14 protein-coding genes are annotated in these 20,386 nt (G+C 47.4%); 2 read left to right on the top strand and 12 right to left on the bottom strand.

What is annotated here, in order from left to right; genetic code table 11:
* Positions 1-64 precede the first annotated feature (64 nt).
* The 10 genes from OXH39_20980 to leuS form a co-directional block, all read right to left on the bottom strand.
* Positions 65-763 carry an HAD family hydrolase gene (locus tag OXH39_20980; GenBank protein MCY3552943.1) on the bottom strand — a complete coding sequence of 233 codons (699 nt, stop codon included), beginning with the start codon at positions 761-763 and terminating at the stop codon, positions 65-67.
* Between the two features lie 239 nt (positions 764-1,002).
* Positions 1,003-1,584: a 3-isopropylmalate dehydratase small subunit gene (gene leuD / locus OXH39_20975; GenBank protein MCY3552942.1), complete on the bottom strand. Its 582-nt coding sequence runs from the start codon at positions 1,582-1,584 to the stop codon at positions 1,003-1,005.
* Between the two features lie 243 nt (positions 1,585-1,827).
* Positions 1,828-2,034 (bottom strand): DUF2281 domain-containing protein, encoded by a 207-nt coding sequence (locus OXH39_20970; GenBank protein ID MCY3552941.1) that lies wholly within the window; start codon positions 2,032-2,034, stop codon positions 1,828-1,830.
* Positions 2,035-2,100: 66 nt separating this feature from the next.
* Positions 2,101-3,501: a 3-isopropylmalate dehydratase large subunit gene (leuC, locus tag OXH39_20965; protein ID MCY3552940.1), complete on the bottom strand. Its 1,401-nt coding sequence runs from the start codon at positions 3,499-3,501 to the stop codon at positions 2,101-2,103.
* A 61-nt stretch (positions 3,502-3,562) separates the two neighbouring features.
* Complete coding sequence (locus tag OXH39_20960) at positions 3,563-4,474, bottom strand: Bpu10I family restriction endonuclease (protein ID MCY3552939.1); 912 nt, start codon at positions 4,472-4,474, stop codon at positions 3,563-3,565.
* Between the two features lie 2 nt (positions 4,475-4,476).
* The gene (locus tag OXH39_20955; GenBank protein MCY3552938.1) at positions 4,477-5,724 is read right to left on the bottom strand and encodes a DNA methyltransferase; all 1,248 of its coding nucleotides are present in this window, start codon (positions 5,722-5,724) and stop codon (positions 4,477-4,479) included.
* A gap of 204 nt (positions 5,725-5,928) precedes the next feature.
* Complete coding sequence (locus OXH39_20950; protein MCY3552937.1) at positions 5,929-7,104, bottom strand: ABC transporter substrate-binding protein; 1,176 nt, start codon at positions 7,102-7,104, stop codon at positions 5,929-5,931.
* A 144-nt stretch (positions 7,105-7,248) separates the two neighbouring features.
* On the bottom strand, positions 7,249-9,060 hold the full coding sequence (locus OXH39_20945; GenBank protein MCY3552936.1) for a ribonuclease J: 1,812 nt from the start codon (positions 9,058-9,060) through the stop codon (positions 7,249-7,251).
* 117 nt (positions 9,061-9,177) lie between these two features.
* Positions 9,178-10,203 (bottom strand): hypothetical protein, encoded by a 1,026-nt coding sequence (locus tag OXH39_20940; protein ID MCY3552935.1) that lies wholly within the window; start codon positions 10,201-10,203, stop codon positions 9,178-9,180.
* 55 nt (positions 10,204-10,258) lie between these two features.
* On the bottom strand, positions 10,259-12,814 hold the full coding sequence (leuS, locus tag OXH39_20935; protein MCY3552934.1) for a leucine--tRNA ligase: 2,556 nt from the start codon (positions 12,812-12,814) through the stop codon (positions 10,259-10,261).
* 235 nt (positions 12,815-13,049) lie between these two features.
* Between leuS and OXH39_20930 the strand changes: the two genes are divergently transcribed.
* Positions 13,050-14,564, top strand: a complete 1,515-nt coding sequence (locus tag OXH39_20930; GenBank protein MCY3552933.1) for a DUF839 domain-containing protein — start codon at positions 13,050-13,052, stop codon at positions 14,562-14,564.
* Between the two features lie 345 nt (positions 14,565-14,909).
* Positions 14,910-15,779, top strand: a complete 870-nt coding sequence (locus OXH39_20925) for a site-specific DNA-methyltransferase (GenBank protein ID MCY3552932.1) — start codon at positions 14,910-14,912, stop codon at positions 15,777-15,779.
* A gap of 29 nt (positions 15,780-15,808) precedes the next feature.
* Here the strand turns inward: OXH39_20925 and OXH39_20920 are convergent, their stop codons facing one another.
* Both OXH39_20920 and OXH39_20915 read right to left on the bottom strand, forming a co-directional pair.
* Positions 15,809-18,619: a VWA domain-containing protein gene (locus OXH39_20920; GenBank protein ID MCY3552931.1), complete on the bottom strand. Its 2,811-nt coding sequence runs from the start codon at positions 18,617-18,619 to the stop codon at positions 15,809-15,811.
* 69 nt (positions 18,620-18,688) lie between these two features.
* The gene (locus OXH39_20915) at positions 18,689-20,377 is read right to left on the bottom strand and encodes a DUF4838 domain-containing protein (GenBank protein ID MCY3552930.1); all 1,689 of its coding nucleotides are present in this window, start codon (positions 20,375-20,377) and stop codon (positions 18,689-18,691) included.
* Positions 20,378-20,386 lie beyond the last annotated feature (9 nt).

Raw genomic sequence — 20,386 nt, 5'->3', positions numbered from 1 at the left:
TTCATTCCTCCTGTCAAAAAACAAAAAATGGTTGTTTGAGATTCTCGATTTGGGTAACACATAATTATGCTAATTCGGAAACGATGTCGCACAACTCCGCGATCTCATCAATGGCAATCCCCTGCCAGTTTTCTACTTCCGGTCGATATGAGTCGTAGACATCTGTTAAATCGACTCGTTTTAGTATGGGTAGCATGCCGACCGCTGCTGCACCCGTCAATTCCTCACCACTCCCGTCTCCAACGTAAAGACACTCCTGTGGTTGGACCTTCAGCCGTTCACACGCTACCTGGTAGATGCGCCGCGATGGTTTCCTAATCCGTTCTTCACAGGAGAAAACAGGAACGTCAATGTACTGAGCTAACGAAGATTGCGAGAACGCAGATGGAATAGGCGGTCTGCAATTCGTAATAAGACCTAAAAGTAAACCATCACTTTTTAGTGTATCTAACGCCTTTAGGACCTTGGACTCAATCACGAGTGTACTCTCTGAGAATTCATAATGTAGAGTGACAACCTGCTCAATTTGGGTCGTATTCACTTTAACACTTAAGCGACGACATATCTCAAGTATATTGTCTTCAACGGCATAATAGCCGCCTGAGGATTTATCGTTGATTGTTTCCAGCATGACGTGCCGGAATTTTAGGTATGGAATATCAAGGGTTTTTGCCATCTGTTCTTGGACCTGGTCGTACGCTTGGCTGCTGAAATTTTCAACTAATGTACCGTATAAATCGAATATGATGGCTTTGTAAGGCATCTCTCCACCGGATGCTAAAGTTGGGACGATTTTAAGATGAAAACAGGCACTGTTGTTATGGTTAACTCGCAAGTGCCTGGTTTGTTCAGATTTTTGCTGTTAGCGTCTGGAAAAATTGGAATCTAAAACTCTCGATCCCATGAGCACCTTCAATAAAGGTTTGTGGCCCTTACAATCGTTTTTATTGCCATAAATATCTCTTTACTGAAAGCCGATGGTTTCCGACTGCTGACAGCCATTTATCGATTTTCATAAGCGGCAATGTCCGCTTCATATTGCAAAGTCCAACCGATTTCATCGAGTCCGTTGAGCAGGCAGTACTTCTCAAAATCACCGATTTCAAAAGTGTGGGCAGTGCCGTCAGAACAGATGACTGATTGTTCCTCTAAGTCTATCATCAGCTGGTAGCCCTCGGTGTTCTGTGCCTCTTGACTGAGTGAGGTAACAACGTCCGCAGGCAGTGCTATCGGGAGGATGCCGTTCTTATAGCAGTTGTTACGGAAGATGTCCGCAAATGAGGGGGCGAGAATCGCTTTGAAGCCGTACTGCTGGAGTGCCCACGGGGCGTGTTCACGGGAACTGCCACAACCGAAATTCGCACCGGCGATGAGAATACTCGCACCTGCGTAGCGTGGGAGGTTCAGCACGAATTCTGGGTTTGGATCTCCGTTTTCAAGGTAACGCCAGTCGTTAAAGAGAAATTCACCGAAGCCTGTCCGTTCAATCCGTTTCAAAAATTGCTTCGGGATAATCTGGTCAGTATCAACATTAATCCGGTCGAGTGGGACGACACGTCCGACATGTTCTTTAAATGCTTCCATTTTGTATTTTCTCCTAATATTTCATAGTAAAATTGGGTGCTATATCACCAAGGCATCTCATCCATAGTAAAATACACAATTACTTGGACATTACAAGGAGCGAGGTTGCAAACCTCGCCAGCGAATATGGGCCGCAGGGTGTCCAAAAGTGGACAGCCCCAGCCGTGGCGGGGTTGCAAACCTCGCCAGCGAATGTGGGCTTACTGTTCCCTGCAAAGAAAATATTGGTGTCCGCGAGGGACACTAATCCCTCCAATCTGACGCTTTTTTCTGGAGCTCGAGGGCTGTAAACTGGTCACGATACGCTTTTAATCCGCCAACCCATTCCAAGTTTGGTTCTTTCTTTCGTTTTGAACTTTTTTTGGTTCGTAGAAAATCAATGAAATGGATGACTTCTTCTTGGAGTTCGGGAGGAAGCTCCCTGATTTTTTCAATAATGGTAGATTCCATTGTTACCCCGTATTTCCTTATATTGGGTTGGAAGAAAAGGATCCGCCTTCCAATCTTCTACGTTTCCTATTGAAATTTTCGGATGTCAACGAAATGACCTGTAACCGCCGTTGCAGCTGCCATCTGTGGACTGACGAGATGCGTGCGTCCGCCTTTACCCTGCCTGCCTTCAAAATTCCGGTTCGATGTACTGGCACAACGTTGACCCGGCATCAAGATATCGGGATTCATACCGAGACACATACTGCAACCGGCTTCACGCCATTCAAAACCTGCCTCTTGGAAAACCTTGTCAAGTCCTTCCGCCTCCGCTTGACGTTTGACTGCCTGCGAACCCGGAACGACCATCGCATTGACGGTCTCTGCGACTTTCTTGCCTTTGGCGACTTCCGCAGCAGCCCGTAAATCGCTGATACGAGAGTTAGTGCAGCTACCGATGAAAACCCTGTCTACAGGAATATCTGTTATCGGGGTGCCGGGTTGGAGGTCCATGTATTCCAAAGCGTGTTCTGCAGCGCGTTTGTCGTCGGTTGTGTCCATGTCCGTAGGATCCGGTACGCGTCCTGTCACATCTGTTACCATCCCGGGGTTTGTGCCCCACGTTACCTGTGGTGCGATGTCCGCTGCGTCGAGTTGTAGCGTTCGGTCATAGGTTGCGCCTGCGTCAGTCGGGAGTTGTTTCCAGCGTTCAACTGCTGCGTCAAAGTCTTCGCCTTCCGGTGCGAAACGTTTACCAGCGATGTATTCGTAGGTGGTATCGTCAGGGGCAATCATACCCGCACGTGCGCCTGCCTCGATTGACATATTGCACACGGTCATCCGTTCCTCAATGCTGAGGGCGCGGATCGCAGAACCTGTGTACTCGACCACAGCACCGTTACCGCCGTCAATACCGATATGCCCGATAATCGAGAGGATGATGTCTTTTGCGGTCACGCCGTAGGGAAGTGTGCCATCAATCCGAATCTCAAAGGTTTCGGATTTCTGTTGCAAGAGGCATTGGGTGGCGAGGACATGTTCAATCTCACTGGTACCGATGCCGAAAGCGAGTGCGCCCAACGCACCATGCGTTGAGGTATGGCTATCGCCGCATACAATGGTTTTGCCGGGCTGCGTGATACCGAGTTCGGGTCCGATAACGTGGACGATGCCTTGCTCAGGACTATCGATGTCGTAGAGCGGGATGTCAAACTCGGTGCAGTTTTCTGCGAGCGTTTCCATCTGTTTTGCTGCGATTAGGTCAGTGATGGGCAGTGATCTATCTGTCGTCGGTACGTTGTGATCCATCGTGGCGAACGTCAGATCGGGACGGCGTACCTTTCGGTTGTTGAGCCGCAACCCTTCAAATGCCTGTGGGGATGTGACTTCGTGGACGAGGTGTGTGTCGATATAGAGGATCGGCACCTCATCCGCGGAGGCGCGCACGAGATGCGCCTCCCATATTTTTTCGTACATCGTTTTTTTCATGGTTTTCTTTTACCTATTAATTATAACGCAATTCAACTTGAGAATTGAAATAACCATTAAATTAGAAATAGCCTCTCGTAATTACATCATTCTCAGGACTCTCGCCAACAACCTTACGAACGTGATCTAAAAATCTGAGGAACACTTCCGCCGAAAAGGGATTGTGTTCTAAATATTGAGCGAATTTCCTTCTATTTTCTTTTCTCCCTTCAACACTACTGAACGCGCGACGAACCTCAGAAGAAAGCCTTTTTGCTTTACGTAATATGAGAATTTCGTCAATAGCTGTAGTATTAGTACTTATGGGGAACATATCAAGCCATTCACATAATAAATAATATTTCGCTCCTGGAACAGCAAGTTTAACATCCAAAGCGGTCGCGGCCGCTTCTTGAAACATTGTTTTATCAAGATTTGTTTTGCACTCCGCCGCAACATAAGCGATATTAGTTTCTTCCGTCACATTGCTATGAAAATCCTCATAGTGCGATGAGCGAACAAATAATCTCCTACTTATGGCAAAATCATGATCTTTATTTCTGAATCGCATACCTCCACCTACTCTATCTTCCCTAATACTTGACTCAAATCTAATTCCCGAAAAACAAGTCATTGGACCAAAATCTAAATCATAGTCTTGAAATAAATTAGAAAGGGTTGACATTAATAATATGGGAAGAAATTCTTCAATAATGGTATTATCAAGCTTAAGTTGACCTTTCTGCCGATAAAGGAAATTGTTGTCGCTATCAAATATTACATTTAACTCAATATATTGTTTGTATTCATTGAGTATGTCAACCATATCAATGACAATTTTTCGATGTTCACCCGATACTGACTTTAGGTTCTCTAACCACTTTTTATATAGTGTCCCTGCTTCCAAGATACGGGGACGGTCAGTTTCAGGAAGTTTTTCATTTGTAAGCAACGCGTTTAACTTATCACCATGAGGTGTTGGTGGAATATACACACTTAAATCCCTTTCGTACTCTTAGCATTAAACAAAGGTGATGGATGAACGCCGTAAATATTCTTTACGGCTAATTTTATATCTTTCTTTGACTTTTCCGGGACTGTTGAATACGAAGCTTCTAATGTTTCTTGAGCCACGTTCCGTGCCTTCTCTAAATATACCTCAGGTAATGAATGTTCAAAAGGCGGGGAAAAGTGGAGAATATCTTCAAAAATACTTTGTCCAAAACTATTACGAAATACCCTCTGTTGCTTGAGAATTAAGTTAAATCCCAAAGATCTATGACAAACTTCGGCCACAATCTCACCGTTAAAGAACCGTGTCCCTTTTACCTTCGATTCTCTACCTACCACCAAAATTAATCTTGCCCCGGAACAACATATTCTCGCTAACTCACCGAGTGCTTGAGCCATGTCAAGACAAAACTGTACAACTGTCAGAAATCTATTGGCTCTGTGTTTTCTATTAGCGCCGAACTCTGATCTTGAGACTCCTAACAAATTCCAATTCAAAGCTTCCATTGATGCCCGATATTGCTGGTGATAATTAAAAACGTTAATATATGGCGGTGAGGTGATTACAAGATCAACCGATTCATCGCATAAGGGGACTTCACGGGCATCTGAAAGAAAAACCTCAATCGGTTGATGTGAAAACGGCAGTTTAATCACAAGTTGCCTGAGATTTTCCCAAACTTTAAAAATTTTCTTCACTGATATATCGGTTTGATAAAAATCTAGTAAGGTAATCAAGGTTTCCAACAATCCCTGCTGGAAACGGTCATCCACCTTTGGCAGCAATCCAACAAGTTTAAGTTTAACCGCCTCAAAGTTTGCTTTACTATGAACTTGTTCAATATTCTGAAAAAGTGGCAATTCGAGCAAAAATTCATCATGAAGGAGATTTGACACTGTCTGTAAATGTGAACGGCGTAAATCAAGAGGGATGTTTATAAAACGGTAAGTCTGTGCTAGCATGACAGCAGCAGGATTAATTTCAGTGCCGCTAGCTTTCAGCCCAGCCATTCCGGATTCCAAAAGAACAGTTCCACTCCCAAGAAATGGGTCAAATACAGTAGAATCGCTATCAGAATAATTATCTAAGAACACCTGAACCAGCTGAGGTGAAAATTGCCCTTTCCAACGTAGAGGATTACTCCGATACTTATTCGCAATATTGAGATCCGCTTGAAGTATTTCCTCTGTATCAAAGGGCGTATCTGCATAAATCCCATTCAAAATTGGCATTATAATACCTATAAAATTTGTTTGTTCTCTGCTGTCCAGTTAATGGATTGCCAAATTACAGGCAGATAAGTTCGTAGTAGAATGATTCATCACCCGTCGCAATGTGAAATAAATCACACGACTCCAAGTCTCCCTTAATTTTAGATTGGATAATCCAGTAGATTTCCAGAACTTATTACGCGAAGGCTACCGTCGAGTTGTTCTTTACTCAAAAGGTTGCAATGTACCGTCTTTGGCTATCAGTACCCGCGGCTCGTAAACAGCGTCTCCGTCGGCATTAAAAGAGAATTTGCCAAAAACTGTGTCAAGATTACTGATGTTCGCCAACGCGTCTCGGATTGAGATAGAATCGGTTGCTTGAGCATTCTTAATCGCCTCTGCTAAAATGTGAACGGAGGCATACGATGCCGTAGCGAAGACATTTGGTTCCATGCCGTAAGTCGCGCTGTAGTTCTGAACAAAGGCTTGATTTCCGGGTGTGTCGTCCGTGGGGAGCCAACCGATAAAAGTTATTACGCCTTCAGCGGCGGCACCTGCGGCTGCCACCTCAACATTGGTTACTGAGCTCACAATAAACGGAACGGATATCCCGAGTTGGTGGGCTTGAATCAGTATTCCGGGTTTTTCAGGTGGTAATGCCGAAACAAAGATGGCATCGGGATTTAACGCCTGTATTCGGGTTAATTGCGGTGAGAAGTCGGGATCTCCACTCCGGAAGGATTCTGTAGTGAGGACCTCAATACCCTTTGCAGTAAACGCTTCTTGTAATGCCGTGTCTCGATCTGTAGAAAAGCCATCGGTTTCATCATACATCGTAGCGACGCGTTGATAGCCGAGTTTCGCGTATGTTATTTCAATGCCTTTAGGAACCACAACGTCTGTCGTGAGCGGGATCCGAAAGACAAAATCACCGATCGCGCTAAGACCACGCTCACCCGATGTCGGGCTGATTGCGACAATCTGATTCTCTTGCGCAATGGGAAAAGCCGCTCTCGTCGCGCTTGACGACGCTGGCCCGATAATAACAGACATGCTGTCTTCATGAATCAGTTTATTGAAAGCATCAACCGCACCCTCCGGCGTACTGGTGTCGTCTTCAATAATAAACTTGAGTTTTATATTGCTGGGTCGCGATTCGGAAATCGTTCCTACAGGTTGCGGGTTGTTAATTTCACTGAGAGCGAGGTCGAAGCCTTGTTTCATGAGTTCGCCTGCGGCAGCCAAGTGCCCCGTCAAAGGTAAAACGACTCCGATGGAAATTTCGTCACTTTTACCTTCTATTTCAGGTGTGGCAGGTTGGACAATTTGGGATACCCGCTCACAGGCGGAAAAGCCTATTATCAAGGTGGCAATTGCCACGATTAACATAAATGATTTCATACTATATGTTCCTTTCTTTTTCGTAGTCGTCAGCGATCAGCAGTCGGCTATCAGTTACTGTCATCGAAGGTCTAAGTCCTCACGAGAACGCAAAATGTTGTCAATGGAGACTGACAGCTGATGGCTGAAAGCCGATAGCCATTATCAAACCCGCATGACGACGGGGAAAACGAGCGGGGTCCGCTGCATCTGTTTTGAGAAAAACCGGCGGAGCGCGCCTCGAATTTCGTCTTGGACGGTCTCCGTTTCGTGTTTCTGTTCATCGCTCAAATTTTCGATGACGCGCCGGGTGATTTCTTTTGCTTTTTCTACCAGTTCTTCCGATTCGTCCATGTAAATAAACCCACGTGAAATAATCTCTATTTGTCCAGCGTTGAGTGCTGTTTTAGAGTCGCTATCGGCTGTCGGCTCTTGGCTGTCGGTAGTTGCTGATGTTTCGTCTGTCCCAATGTCCTCTTGCTGACTGCCGGCTGCTGATTGCTGATTGCTATCACCCGTGTCGCTGTGCAAGACAACAATAGGGACGAGGATGCCCTCCTCCGAAAGTTGGATGCGGTCGCGTAGGACGATATCCTCAAGTTCAATTTCCGGCTTGCCGTCAACGAGGACGCGTCCAGAGCGTCCCTCACGTCCAAAAACCTCGCACGTCTCAGGTGTAAGGCGGATGAGTTCACCATCTTCAGCGACTTTAATGTTGTCGCTGGGGATGCCGACAGACTCAGCGAGTTCAGCGTGTCGTACAAGGTTTTGGTATTCGCCGTGCATCGGGATAAAAAACTTGGGTTGTAAGAGATTGAGCATCAATTTTAGGTCTTCGGTTGATCCGTGTCCCGAGACATGAACGTTGGCGTTACGCTCATGGTATATCTTCGCGCCGCGTCTGATCAGGTGGTTCACTACATTCCCGATCGCCTTTTCGTTGCCGGGTATGATTCGAGCAGAGATGACGACCGTATCGCCCTGTTCCACCTTTAAAAACGGGTGATTGTCGAGTGCCATCAATGACATGGCAGATCGAGGTTCACCTTGGCTGCCGGTACTCAAAATCACAACTTCGTGCGGTTTGAACATAGACGCATCGCGAGCGTCAATGAGATAGTCCGGGTTCAGGTTGAGATAGCCGAGTTCGGAAGCGATACGCACGTTATTGAGAAGGGAACGTCCACTGACAGCAATAAGCCGTCGATGTCTATTTGCTAAATCAATGAATTGCTGGATTCGGTGTAGACTTGAAGAAAAGGTACAAAGAAAAAGTTTCTGCTCTGTTTTCTGGAAAATATTGTCTATGGTATCATAGATGCTCCGCTCAGAAGGCGTTTGCCCGGGGCGTTCTGCGTTTGTGCTGTCGGAGATGAGCAGAAGCACACCTTCTGAACCCAAGCGAGCGAGCGTTTGGATGTCACTCAATTTGCCATCGACAGGGGTCATATCAAACTTGAAGTCGCCTGTATGGACGATAACACCGATCGGTGTGCGCAGCGCAATCGCTACACTATCTGGAATGCTGTGTGTGACATGGATGAATTCAGCCGAAAAACCGCCTAATTCGACGGTGTCACCGGGGGCAATGGTATTGAGTTGTGCCTTGCCGAGTACGTTATATTCACGTAATCTCCCACTTGCAATCGCGAGCGTGAGTTGCGTGCCGTAGACCGGTACATCTAACTGTCGTAAAACGTAGAATAAGGCACCAATATGATCCTCATGTCCATGGGTTAGAAGGATGCCGCGAATCTTCTCTTTCCGTTCAACGAGATAGTGGATGTCTGGGAATATCAGATCAACACCGGGCATGTCTGCATTCGGTAGCATGAAACCGGTATCAATGACGATAATGTCGTCCTCGGTCTCATACACCATCATGTTGAGTCCAAATTCACCTAAGCCTCCTAATGGAATAATCGAAACGTTTTTCGTATTTATCTGTTCACTCTTAACAGGTGTGGAATTTGTCATAAAAAGTTATTCAGCCAACTACTGACTGCCGCTTAGGTTTACCAATACTTGCGGCAATTATTGTTATTGATTAATTTCAAATACATGTTTGTGTTGTCTAAGCCTTAATGGTTTGCTTTACCGCCAATGCAGATCAAGATAATCGTAAGCAGTTGAGGTAATCTGCTGCATTTTGGCGGTTTCAACGTCTAAGGTGAAGATTTCGCTGGTACGTCGCCCGTCCAAATCGGCTCCGATAAATGCGACCCGGCTTCCGTCTGGAGACCATGTCGCGTTACGTCCCTTGTACAAGCTCAGATTCAGATAGTTCTTAAATCGTCCGCGCGCTACAGTCGCAACGCAGATTTCGCCTGATACATAAAACAGGAGCTGTTTACCATCTGGTGACCATTCTTCAATCTTTTGACACGGCGGCTCGTCGCGCTGTAGAAACCATTTTCTATTTATACTGACGACCTCCGGTTCTGCAAGCGCGAGGAGGCCATCGGTCATAAACGCGATCCATTTACGGTCTGGCGACCACTCGGGCCATGTTGTTCCATTCGGTAATGCCTCAAGCAATCTTCTTTTCGGTTCTTTAACGGTTTCACCTTTGGCATCCCAATGTAGCCATCCCTTTGCCCACTGCTGGGTCCGCCACCGTTTTATTTTTCCATCAACCGTTACCACCCAATTTTCCAATGGATCTTTCGGACGGTCAATCTCGACCACAACCAGAAGGGCATGACTTAACGGGGACCACCAGAAATCGTGAATCTCGTACTCTCTTTTGATGAGTCGCTTTTTCTTGGTACCATCTGCCCACATTACATATAGCGATTTTGCGCCGTCCACCCCGGATATGTAAGCGATTCGTTCCGTATCGGGGGACCATCGCGGGTTGCGCGAAAGCCCATCATCGGTGAGTCGGCGGAAATCCGTGCCGTCCGGATTCATCGTACAGATGTTATACTGATAGAACTCCCACCACTTTTCTGTATCCCTGCCTCTCTCCAACATCCGCGTCGAGGCTCGAAAACCGTCTTCATGCAAAAAAGGCTCGCGAATGGTAAAGACGAATTTTCCCGTACCATCCTCTGCAAACACGCCTCCGCCTAACGTGACAACTAACATGAGAACACCGATCAGACATTTGATAGGCATAAATCTACTTTCTTGGACGTTTTGTGGTGATGTTCTACCTATTTCAAGGTGATTTCTAAACAACGATATTGATAAGGTTGCGCTTCGGCACGACGATAACCTTCCGAACTGGCTTCCCTTCAACGAAACGCTGAACCCGTTCATCTGCAAGTGCTGCTTCCTCAATTTCTTTATCAGTTGCATCGGCAGAAAGTTCGAGACGGCTGCGAAGTTTCCCGTTGACCTGTGCAATGATGGTTACAGTAGCACTCGTCAGGACGGATTCGTCGTGTGTGGGCCACTGCTCGTGCGCGATGAATCCCGTTTCATTGAGACGATGCCACAATTCCTGCACAATATGCGGGGCATAAGGCGAAAGCAGATGCAGGAAGATTTTCAAGGTCTCCTTGGGTAGCGATTTCGCCTGTGTAGCAGTATTAACGAAAATCATCATCTGGCTAATCGCTGTATTCATCTTATCAATCGACTCCGTATCCTCTGTTACCTGCTTGATAGTTTTGTGGAGTTCGCGCCAAAGTTCGGGCACTGTTGTGCCGGCAGCGTCGGTCAATTTCTCGCTGAGTTCGCCGCTCTCTTCATCAATAACAAGCCGCCAGACGCGTTGCAGGAATCGGTAGACCCCTTCTACCCCTGCATCCTGCCACGGTGTGCTAGCTGTGACTGGACCGATGAATAGCAGATAGAGACGGAGTGCATCCGCACCGTAATTGTCAATAACGTCGTCCGGATTGATGACGTTAAAGCGCGATTTCGACATCTTCTCTATTTGCACATTGAGGGGTAGGCTGGAAGTTTTCACAACCGATTTTCCATTGTTCTGTTCAACTTCGTGTGGATAGTAGTATTTACCCGCATCGTCTTGATACGATTCAGCGAGGATCGTGCCTTGGTTTATCAAGCCTTGGAACGGCTCTTTTGTGGAGACGAGGCCACTATCGTAAAGCACTTTATGCCAGAAACGGGCATAGAGCAAGTGCAAAACGGCGTGCTCGGCACCTCCCATATAGAGGTCTACCGGCATCCAATAGCGTTCAAGTTCAGTATCAAAAGGTGCCTCAGTATTATGTGCATCGAGGAAGCGGAGATAATACCAACAAGAACCTGCCCATTGCGGCATAATGTTCGTTTCCCGCGTCGCCGTTTGACCATCAGGCAGTGTCACCTTCAACCAGTCTGCATCAGCGCGGGCAAGTGGCGGTTTGCCATCTTCTGTCGGTTTATAGGCATCAATAGACGGCAGCTCGACAGGTAGTGCCTCGTCTGGCAGTTGAACAATCGTTCCGTCGTCAAGGTGTGCCAATGGGAAAGGTTCACCCCAATACCGTTGCCGTGAGAAAAGCCAGTCCCGTAAGCGGTATTGAACTTGACGCGTGCCTCTTCCCTCGCTTTCGAGCCAGGCAATCATCTTTTCTTTCGCTGCAGCAACTTGCAAGCCGTTGAGGAAATCTGAATTGACGCAGACACCATCTCCTTCAAAAGCCTCCTCCTCAATAGGTTTTTCACCTCCGCTAATGACCTCAACGATAGGAATGTCAAAAGTCGTAGCGAATTCGTGATCGCGTTCATCGTGGCCCGGTACTGCCATGATAGCACCCGTGCCATAAGTCATCAGAACATAGTCCGCGACCCAAATTGGGATAGGCTGGTTGTTGCAAGGGTTAATGGCATACGCCCCTGTGAAAACGCCAGTTTTTTCTGTCGCCAGATCCGTACGTTGGAGATCGGATTTGTTAACGGCTTCCTCAACGTAAGCATTAACAGCGGATGCTGCATCAGGGTGTGTTATTTCAGAAACGAGAGGATGCTCTGGTGCAAGTACGCAATAGGTTGCCCCAAAAAGCGTATCGGGACGCGTTGTGAAAACGGTGAACGTTTTATCGCTGTCTTCAATATTGAAAGTAATGTCTGCACCTTCCGATTTGCCGATCCAGTGCCGTTGCATCTCTTTGAGACCCTCGGGCCAATCCAATAGATCTAAGTCTTCCAACAACCGTTCAGCATAAGCGGTAATTTTGAGCATCCACTGGTGCATGAGGCGACGTTCGACTGGGTCTTCAGTTTCGACGTATTTTCCATCTTTTACTTCTTCGTTTGAGAGGACAGTGCCTAACGCTGGGCACCAGTTGACCGGCACATCGGCGAGATATGCTAAGCCCTTTTCATAGAGACGGAGAAAGATCCATTGCGTCCATTTGTAGTATTCAGGTAGAGAGGTGTCAATTTTGCGAGACCAGTCGTAAGTGAGACCGATGCGTTGGATCTGCTGCTGAAAGGTTTCCGTATTCCGTTTTGTAACATCCGCTGGGTGTTCATTTTCGCGGACTGCGTACCGCTCTGTGGGAAGTCCGAAGGCATCCCATCCCATCGGGTGCATCACGTGATAGCCCTGCATCCGCCGAAAATTGGCGAGTACATCGGTCGGGACATAGTTTTTGGCGTGTCCCATGTGAAGCCCAGCACCTGAAGTATAGGGGAACATGCCAAGCACATAGAATTTCGGCTTCGTCTTTAGGGTCTCAATATCGTTTGGAACTTTGAATGCTTCTTTTTTTTGCCACTCGGCTTGCCAATAGGGTTCTATTTTCGCCGGGGCGTAAGGATGGTTCTCCATTTCTTGTTCTTCTCCTTTTTCATAATAAGCGTGTTGGTTTTACGAAAATAAATTTTAACACAACTCTGCTCTATTGTCAAGATGGCTTTTTTCAGTGAGGTTGCGATAAACTTTTGAAAAAAAATCAAAAGTATTGTAAAATATTAAAGTTATACTTTAATATGTGAAGAAAAGCATTCCGTCTACAATACAAAGATTTGATAACCGCTTAACGTTCGCTTGATGAGGGAAATTTATGAAAAATAAACTATCTCGACGGCAGTTTCTACACTCTGGCGCGCTCGCGACCGCATCTGCAGCGGTCAGTCTCGGATTTTTAGGATGTAGCAATGCATTGATTCAAAAGGTGCCGGGCTTTGAACCTCCACCGCCCTTTGAGTTTGTGCCGACTGCGAACCGTCTCCTTGATCTCCCCGAAGGATTTACCGCGCACGCTTTTTCGAGAACGGGTGAAAAGATGGACGATGGACTTTGGGTACCGGGCGGACACGATGGCATGGCAGCTTTCCCGGGTCCCAACGGTAAGACTATCCTCGTCCGAAATCACGAATTGGTCGCTACTGCTAAATCTGTGGGACCCTTTGGATGGAATAACGAAAAGATTGCGCGTGCTGCTGTTGACAAATTCTATGACGCTGGATCCGGTGAACTACCCTGCCTCGGTGGGACGACGACGCTTGTCTATGACACGCGGACAAAAACACTGGAAAAACATTTCTTGAGTCTGATAGGAACAATCCGGAATTGTGCCGGTGGACTGACACCTTGGAATACGTGGCTTACCTGTGAAGAGAATGTACAGAAGTTTGACAAAGAAAACACCTATGAAGCAGACCACGGGTACAATTTTGAAGTCCCGGCTTCCGCTGACATAGGATTAGCCGACCCGATCCCGTTGAAGGCGATGGGCCGTTTCAATCATGAAGCGGTGGCTGTTGATCCCAAAACTGGGATTGTCTATGAAACCGAAGACAGGGGTGATAGTTTAATCTATCGGTTTATCCCGGACCAACCGGGGGAACTCGCTGCAGGCGGTAAACTTCAGGCATTGAAAATTCGAGACCTTGAAAGTGCAGATACCCAAAACTGGCGAGACCGGAATCAAAAGATTTTCTGGTGGACATACAATCCGGTACCAGTCGGAGAAACGCTTGCGGTTGAATGGGTGGATATTGAGAATGTGGAATCGCCAAATGATGACCTCCGTATACAAGGGGCTGAAGATAAAGGTGCGGCGAAGTTCGCACGCGGTGAGGGGATATGGTATGGCGATAATCAAGGGACAGGAGAGTTCTATATTGCCTGCACCAATGGCGGTATTGAATATAAAGGGCAAATTTGGAGATATAGACCGAGTCCTTACGAAGGTACAAGTCGTGAGGAACAACAACCCGGTACGCTTGAACTCTTCATCGAACCAAACGATGTCAATCTCATGGAAAATGCAGATAACTTGACAGTCACACCTTGGGGCGATTTAATCATCTGTGAGGATGGTCCAAATGAGGAGTTCCTCATCGGCGTAACACCTGAAGGAAATATCTACCGATTCGCTCGAAATGCCGGTAATCTGTCTGAACTCGCGGGTGCGACGTTCTCACCGGATGGTACAACGCTTTTTGTAAACATTCAGAGTCCTGGGATTACATTGGCAATCACTGGTCCTTGGCACCAAATTCGGCAGCGTTCTGAGGTACTATGGCAGAAGCCTAATAATACGGCATCAACGAGCGCGTCTCTTGGTGGCTAACAATCAAAATCTCGCTGCTTAAAACTTTCCAAGGGCACTTGAAACCCAACGCATTCTCACACTGACAGTGTTTTGAGGTGTTGGGTTTCGCTATATCTATTCTACAGGAATAGTTCAACCAAAATTAGCATCCTCCGCATAAACTATAGATTCTTTGTCTTTTCCCTCTCAACCCAACCTACGTGCTTTTGACAAAATATTTACACACCCGCTTGATTTCTTTTCCTAAACGTGGTATTATTTTGATAACTGCTTACAGTGAAAAATTTCTGTGCGATACGATAGCATTTTTCAGCAAAACCTTCATATTCATATCACGAAAGACGATTAAAGGCAGATCATTGGATGACAGGAATAAAAACAGACCTTTATCTTGGAGATTGCTTAGAGGTACTCTCCGATTTTGATGCAGATTCATTTGACCTGATTATAACCTCTCCTCCGTATGCGGACCGGCGTTCTAAAACTTATGGCGGAATCAGACCAGATGAATACGTCAATTGGTTTCTGCCGCGTGCCGAAGAATTTTTGAGAGTACTCAAGCCATCCGGCACATTTATTTTAAATATCAAGGAGCAGGCTATTGACGGAGAACGGCATACTTATGTTATTGAGTTGATACTTGAAATGAGAAAGCAGGGGTGGTTGTGGACAGAGGAATTTGTGTGGCACAAGAAAAACTGTTATCCGGGCAAGTGGCCCAACCGATTCAGGGATGCTTGGGAAAGATGTTTGCAGTTTAATAAAAACAGAAAATTCAACATGTATCAAGAATCAGTTATGGTGCCGATGGGAGATTGGGCGGAAAAAAGGTTGAAAAAACTCAGCGAGACAGATCAGAGTCGAGATACGTCGAAGGTCGGAAGCGGATTCGGCAAAAATGTCTCAAATTGGCTGGATCGAAAGATGGCATATCCGACAAATGTTTTACACTTAGCAACAGAAACGGGAAATCGAAAGCACAGTGCCGTTTTTCCCAAAACGTTGCCTGAGTGGTTTATTAAGCTGTTTACGAAAGAAAACGATTGGGTACTCGATCCATTTGCTGGTGCTGGTACGACGTGTCAGGTCGCTCAAGCGTTGTTGAGAAATTCCGCTGGTATTGAGATTTTACCTGAGTATTATCAAATGGCAAAGGAGAATATTAAGCAGAGAGCACATCTTGAAAACCAATCCCAGGTTCAATTTAGTTCACGCCAACTCACATTTCAATAATTCAACCTTCCTAACGAAAGCCCACCGAATCATCGTACCCTTCTTTTAGCAGCCAATAATCGGTTCATTGAAGTCTCTGCTGGCTGTGGAGATGTTGTGCTTTCTGGAGCGCGTTCGCCCGGTGGAATAGCATCTGATGGTGTAGGTGTGCCATGGATTCCTGCTGGGCTGATCGCGGGTTTGCTACGGAATCTAACGAAAAGTCGCGATTCGGAGATCGCTCCTACGAGTCTGTGTGTTATGCTGAAACGTCGGAGGATCATCTCCAATACAAAGAGTAGCGCAGCGGCGACTAATAACGCTTGGGCAAGCGACATCTGCCTTTCGATTGGCGTTCCCGCGGGTGTTGCTATTTGTGTAGGTGTCGGTTCGTGGATACCGGCGGTGCCAGCTACAAGCATTTTTAGTAAGGCGGTATCGGTCCCAAATTCCGCATATTCTGCTGGATAAGGGAGCGACAGGACTTCGATTTGTTGATGCGCATCGCCTTCGCGCTGGGCAGTAACTATATAGGAGCCGCTATCCTGCATCTGGAATGTGCCGTTGTAGCGCGTCGGTGTCAATTGTTGGATTTCAACGATTTCGTTTGTGCCGTCCGGAGCAACGACGTGAACCCTATAAGATGCTTCTGAGGGTGTCCGTGTGTCAATATTAACCTCCCCTACGCCGTGGTTCGCGGACACCACGAGATCGAAATCGGAACCTGCGTCCGCCGCGGGCACCGTCCAATTGATAACTTGTCCCCAAAATTTCCCGAAGTTGTGCCACGGTATCCACGCTTTCGACCATGCTGGTTTAGCATCCGATGTCCACGCGATTGCTTTCCCCAACCCAAAATTCCAAGCCGCAAGAATCGGTTCCTCCTTATGTGAGCGGATGAGTACTTGCGCGGTTTCTTTTTCCGTCGTCGCGACATAGCCGTAGAGAAGCGGTGGTGTTCCGATGTCTGCCACAATCGGTTCATCTGGCGAAACAATGACAGGTTGGAAGGGTTCTTGAACCGTGTAGTGCTGCGTTTCTCGAACGGCTTCCGTCAAAACCGCTGGCAATTGGACATTTTTCACAAAGACGGCACTTCCACCGCCGATTTCTGCGAACTGTGATAGGAGTTCCTTGTTCTCATCGCCTATCGCGATTGTCGTCGTGCGGATGCGCGCCTCAGCAATCCGTTCTGCTAAGGCAAGAAAATCGGACGCTGCGCCACGGGATTTACCGTCGGACAAAAGGACGATATACTTCCGTTTCGCATCGTTTGCTTCGAGCATCTCGTATGCTCGTTCAATAGCATCCTTCATCTTCGTGGTGCCGCCTGTCGGTTTAAGCCGACCTACGACTTGACGGAGCGCACGGTGTTCGGACGTAAGATCGGAGATGGTATGAACCTCCGTGTTAAATCCGAGGATCCCTGCCACATCCTCCTCGTCAAGGTTGCGGATACCGGCGCGAACCCCTTCAATGGCGAGTCCAATTTTCTGCCGTGCTTCAACGTAGTTTGCCATACTGCCCGATGTATCCAGCACAAAAACGATGGCAACAGCGTCCTTGCGTTCACGCGGTGTCATTTCCACGGGGAGTACACGTTCCAACACCGTGTCGGTATAGCCTCCAGGTCCATAAGCACGTTCGCCACCGATGACCACTAATCCGTGCCCAAGATCACCGACGTAATTTTCGATGCTCCGCAACTGTTCTGTTGAGAGTGTCTCTGCGGAAACATTGCTCAGAATTAGTACATCGCTGCGTTGGAGTTCCACGAGTTCCGTTGGCATCTCTGAAGGAGACATCACCTCGACCTCAAAGCCGTTTTCTTGAAGGACAGTTTCTAAGTATGTTGCATGTGCCAAATCATTCTCTATGTATAGCGCGTGTGGTTTGTCAGCAAGTTTTACAACGCCGTATCCTTCGTTGTTTTCAGGGACTTCGTCGGTTACGTTCAGCTGCAGGGTGTATCTATGGTTTCCTTCCGTTGAAATCGGTGGCACAGGTAAAGTGAAAGGATGTGTACCCCTCGATAGGGTCCATTCAAGCGTATTGATCGGCACACCTTGGTGATAGAGCGTCGCGGTGAGTGTCGGGATACTGCCATCGGTTTCGATCACTGCTCTAATCTCAAAACTTTGTCCTTTGCGGACCTGCGTAGGTACTTGCAAATGCACCACCCGAACTGCATCGTTAACGGCATCAAGAGGGACAGTCAATATTTCCATGTTGCTTGCAGAGAGTAAGGGTAAATAGTCCATGAGGGGTATGCCGCCAGCGTTATGCATTCCGTCGCTGAACAGCACGATGCGTCGATGGTGATTGTCTGGTAATTGGGCAATTGCGCGCTTAAGGGCGGCGAGTATATCGGTCCCATCTCGTCGAGCAGTCTGTTCTGCGAACGTTTCCAGCGACACAGTAGACGCACTGTCTAATAGATGGTCTTGTTTCTGACGGATTTCCAGTAGAACTGAGGTTTCCTTCGCAAAACCGATGATACCGAACTGGTCGGTGGGTTTCAACTTTTCGACAGTAGCTTTTATCTGTTTGCGTGCTTCCTCGTGTTGTGAGCGCGGAATACTTTCGGAAGTATCAAGCAAAAAAGCAACCGCGAGGCGTTGCTCCTTATGCGTTCGGTGCAGATTGGCTAAGGCGAGGATTGCACAGAGGAGCGCGGCACCTCTGAGGATGAAGGTCGCCTTTTTTCGCCACTTCACCGTGCTAAGGCGTGCGCTTCGCTGCACAAGGATCAGCAGAGGAATCACAGCAAGTAGAATCAAGAAGAGCGGGGCTCGGAAATCAAACATTTTTGAGAAGTTATCAGTTGTCAGTTGCCAGTTAAGAGATAGGTTTGGGTCCATCACAGTCCGTTTTACCGATGACCAATATCCACTTTTCGGAAAACTGCCAACCGGTGATGATAAATGAGATTATTGGCTGCGGAGTTCTTCAAAATATGTTTCTGCTGCTTGCGTTTCTGCGGCGTGCGACATATTGTAGCGTTTACACAACGTGATATATTCGTCAATCAGCGTCTGCCGTTTTTGGGATGGCATTTCACCACCAGCAACGATCATCGCTTTGTAGGCGGGGATAGAGGCTTTTTCAACACGCGCCCGAATTTCTGGTCTCTCGGCGAGTGCTAACGCTTGCTGGAAATAGTCAAAAATGGTTTGTGAGCTCTCCGCATCCAATCCTACATCCTCTGGTGTCGGAAAACACCGTGGGTGGAGACCTCTTTCCTCAACGTCATCGTGGAGGAAGTTGATGTATTCCAAAATCGGCGGTGCCGCAGCTTCGTAGTGGAGGTTCACGAATTCATCTAAGTGTGCATCGGCATCGAGGTGTGGGTTCCAGATGAGTTGTGAGATGAGGTAATTCCGTAGATCGGAGAATTCGCCTGTTAACCCGTTACCGTTTGCCTGCATGAAGACACCTTTGGCGTTATTGCTTAGGAAGTAACGGACATTCGGAGCAATACTCCGTAGATTCGGGAACGGCAAATCATAGGCGCGGAAATTGGTGTTGTAATTCCAAATCCAGATGTCGTCACAGATTTTTCCCCACTCATTAGTATCTTGGCAGAAGGCTCGATTCTGCTCGCAATCTGGATTATCAATGGCGTGGAGCGTGCAGCATTCAATACTACAGAGTTGGATCTGCACGTTGTGCAGCGGCTTCACGGTCTTGGGGGGTTTGCGGGTATACCAGTATGCCAGCGTCCCAACTTTGACGTGAGGATATGCTTTTTCAATGCGTTCTGCGACGGCATTGACAAATGTCAAGTGCGAACCCATTGGCGACTCTTCCGCTTCGTTGAGTGTCTCGCATATTTTGCACCGGCAGTATGCCGCTGTATCCGCTTGGCTTACACTGATATTGGCGGCTCCGGGACGTTCCGAGAGTTGCTGAATTGCGGATTCAGCGGCAACCGCAATGACTTCGGGGTTCGTCACGCAGAGCTGCGGTCCACCACCGTGTGTATCCGTATCCCGTTTTCCGTCTACAAGTGCGTAATACTCTGGATGACTTTCGCCATACGTGCCGAAGGGGACTAATGCGTGGAACGAGTGATTGATAAGTTGCTGTTGGGTTTTCCCACCGAGATTTTCTGCATCGGTGACAGTATTGACTTTCCGTTTCGCCGCGAATTCCGGTGCATCTGAATTCTCACGGTAATAACTCCAGCGAAATGAGAACGGTGGGGAGTAGGTATAACTCCCGCACGGTATTTGCAGGGCAGATGCATCGGGGATATAGGTATGATCAACCGTTAGGAATCGGACACCGACCAATTCCTCAAGAAACTGGTACACAGCGTAGAGAATACCACGTGGCATGCCCCCCTTGATCTGAACCTGACTACTATCAACGGTGATTTCGATGTCTTCATCACCCAACGAGGCGGATCCTCCAATTGTGACTTGCCCGCCGTTGGTTGCGGTACCCAACGGTAAAGTCAATCCGGTTGCTTGGTTGAACCATTTTTGGAATTCTTCGACGGCGTATCGTTCAGAAGCAGTAGCGTCATCGGAAACAGTGATGTGCCAGTTCTGCATTGCTGAAACCGTTAGATTACCGCCAGCGGTGTTAAACACGAGTGTTTTATGCATTGACATAATTTTTCC

This window comes from Candidatus Poribacteria bacterium (genome assembly GCA_026702755.1).
Taxonomy (GTDB): Bacteria; Poribacteria; WGA-4E; order WGA-4E; family WGA-3G; genus WGA-3G.
This window is presented reverse-complemented; position numbering and strand designations above follow the sequence as displayed.

Coding starts and splice junctions, on each gene's coding strand:
- OXH39_20915 (MCY3552930.1), bottom strand. CDS start 20,377: ATGTCAATGCATAAAACACTCGTGTTTAACACCGCTGGCGGTAATCTA.
- OXH39_20950 (MCY3552937.1), bottom strand. CDS start 7,104: ATGAAATCATTTATGTTAATCGTGGCAATTGCCACCTTGATAATAGGC.
- OXH39_20955 (MCY3552938.1), bottom strand. CDS start 5,724: ATGCCAATTTTGAATGGGATTTATGCAGATACGCCCTTTGATACAGAG.
- OXH39_20925 (MCY3552932.1), top strand. CDS start 14,910: ATGACAGGAATAAAAACAGACCTTTATCTTGGAGATTGCTTAGAGGTA.
- leuC (MCY3552940.1), bottom strand. CDS start 3,501: ATGAAAAAAACGATGTACGAAAAAATATGGGAGGCGCATCTCGTGCGC.
- OXH39_20970 (MCY3552941.1), bottom strand. CDS start 2,034: ATGGAATCTACCATTATTGAAAAAATCAGGGAGCTTCCTCCCGAACTC.
- OXH39_20945 (MCY3552936.1), bottom strand. CDS start 9,060: ATGACAAATTCCACACCTGTTAAGAGTGAACAGATAAATACGAAAAAC.
- OXH39_20980 (MCY3552943.1), bottom strand. CDS start 763: ATGCCTTACAAAGCCATCATATTCGATTTATACGGTACATTAGTTGAA.
- leuS (MCY3552934.1), bottom strand. CDS start 12,814: ATGGAGAACCATCCTTACGCCCCGGCGAAAATAGAACCCTATTGGCAA.
- leuD (MCY3552942.1), bottom strand. CDS start 1,584: ATGGAAGCATTTAAAGAACATGTCGGACGTGTCGTCCCACTCGACCGG.
- OXH39_20920 (MCY3552931.1), bottom strand. CDS start 18,619: ATGGACCCAAACCTATCTCTTAACTGGCAACTGACAACTGATAACTTC.
- OXH39_20930 (MCY3552933.1), top strand. CDS start 13,050: ATGAAAAATAAACTATCTCGACGGCAGTTTCTACACTCTGGCGCGCTC.
- OXH39_20940 (MCY3552935.1), bottom strand. CDS start 10,203: ATGCCTATCAAATGTCTGATCGGTGTTCTCATGTTAGTTGTCACGTTA.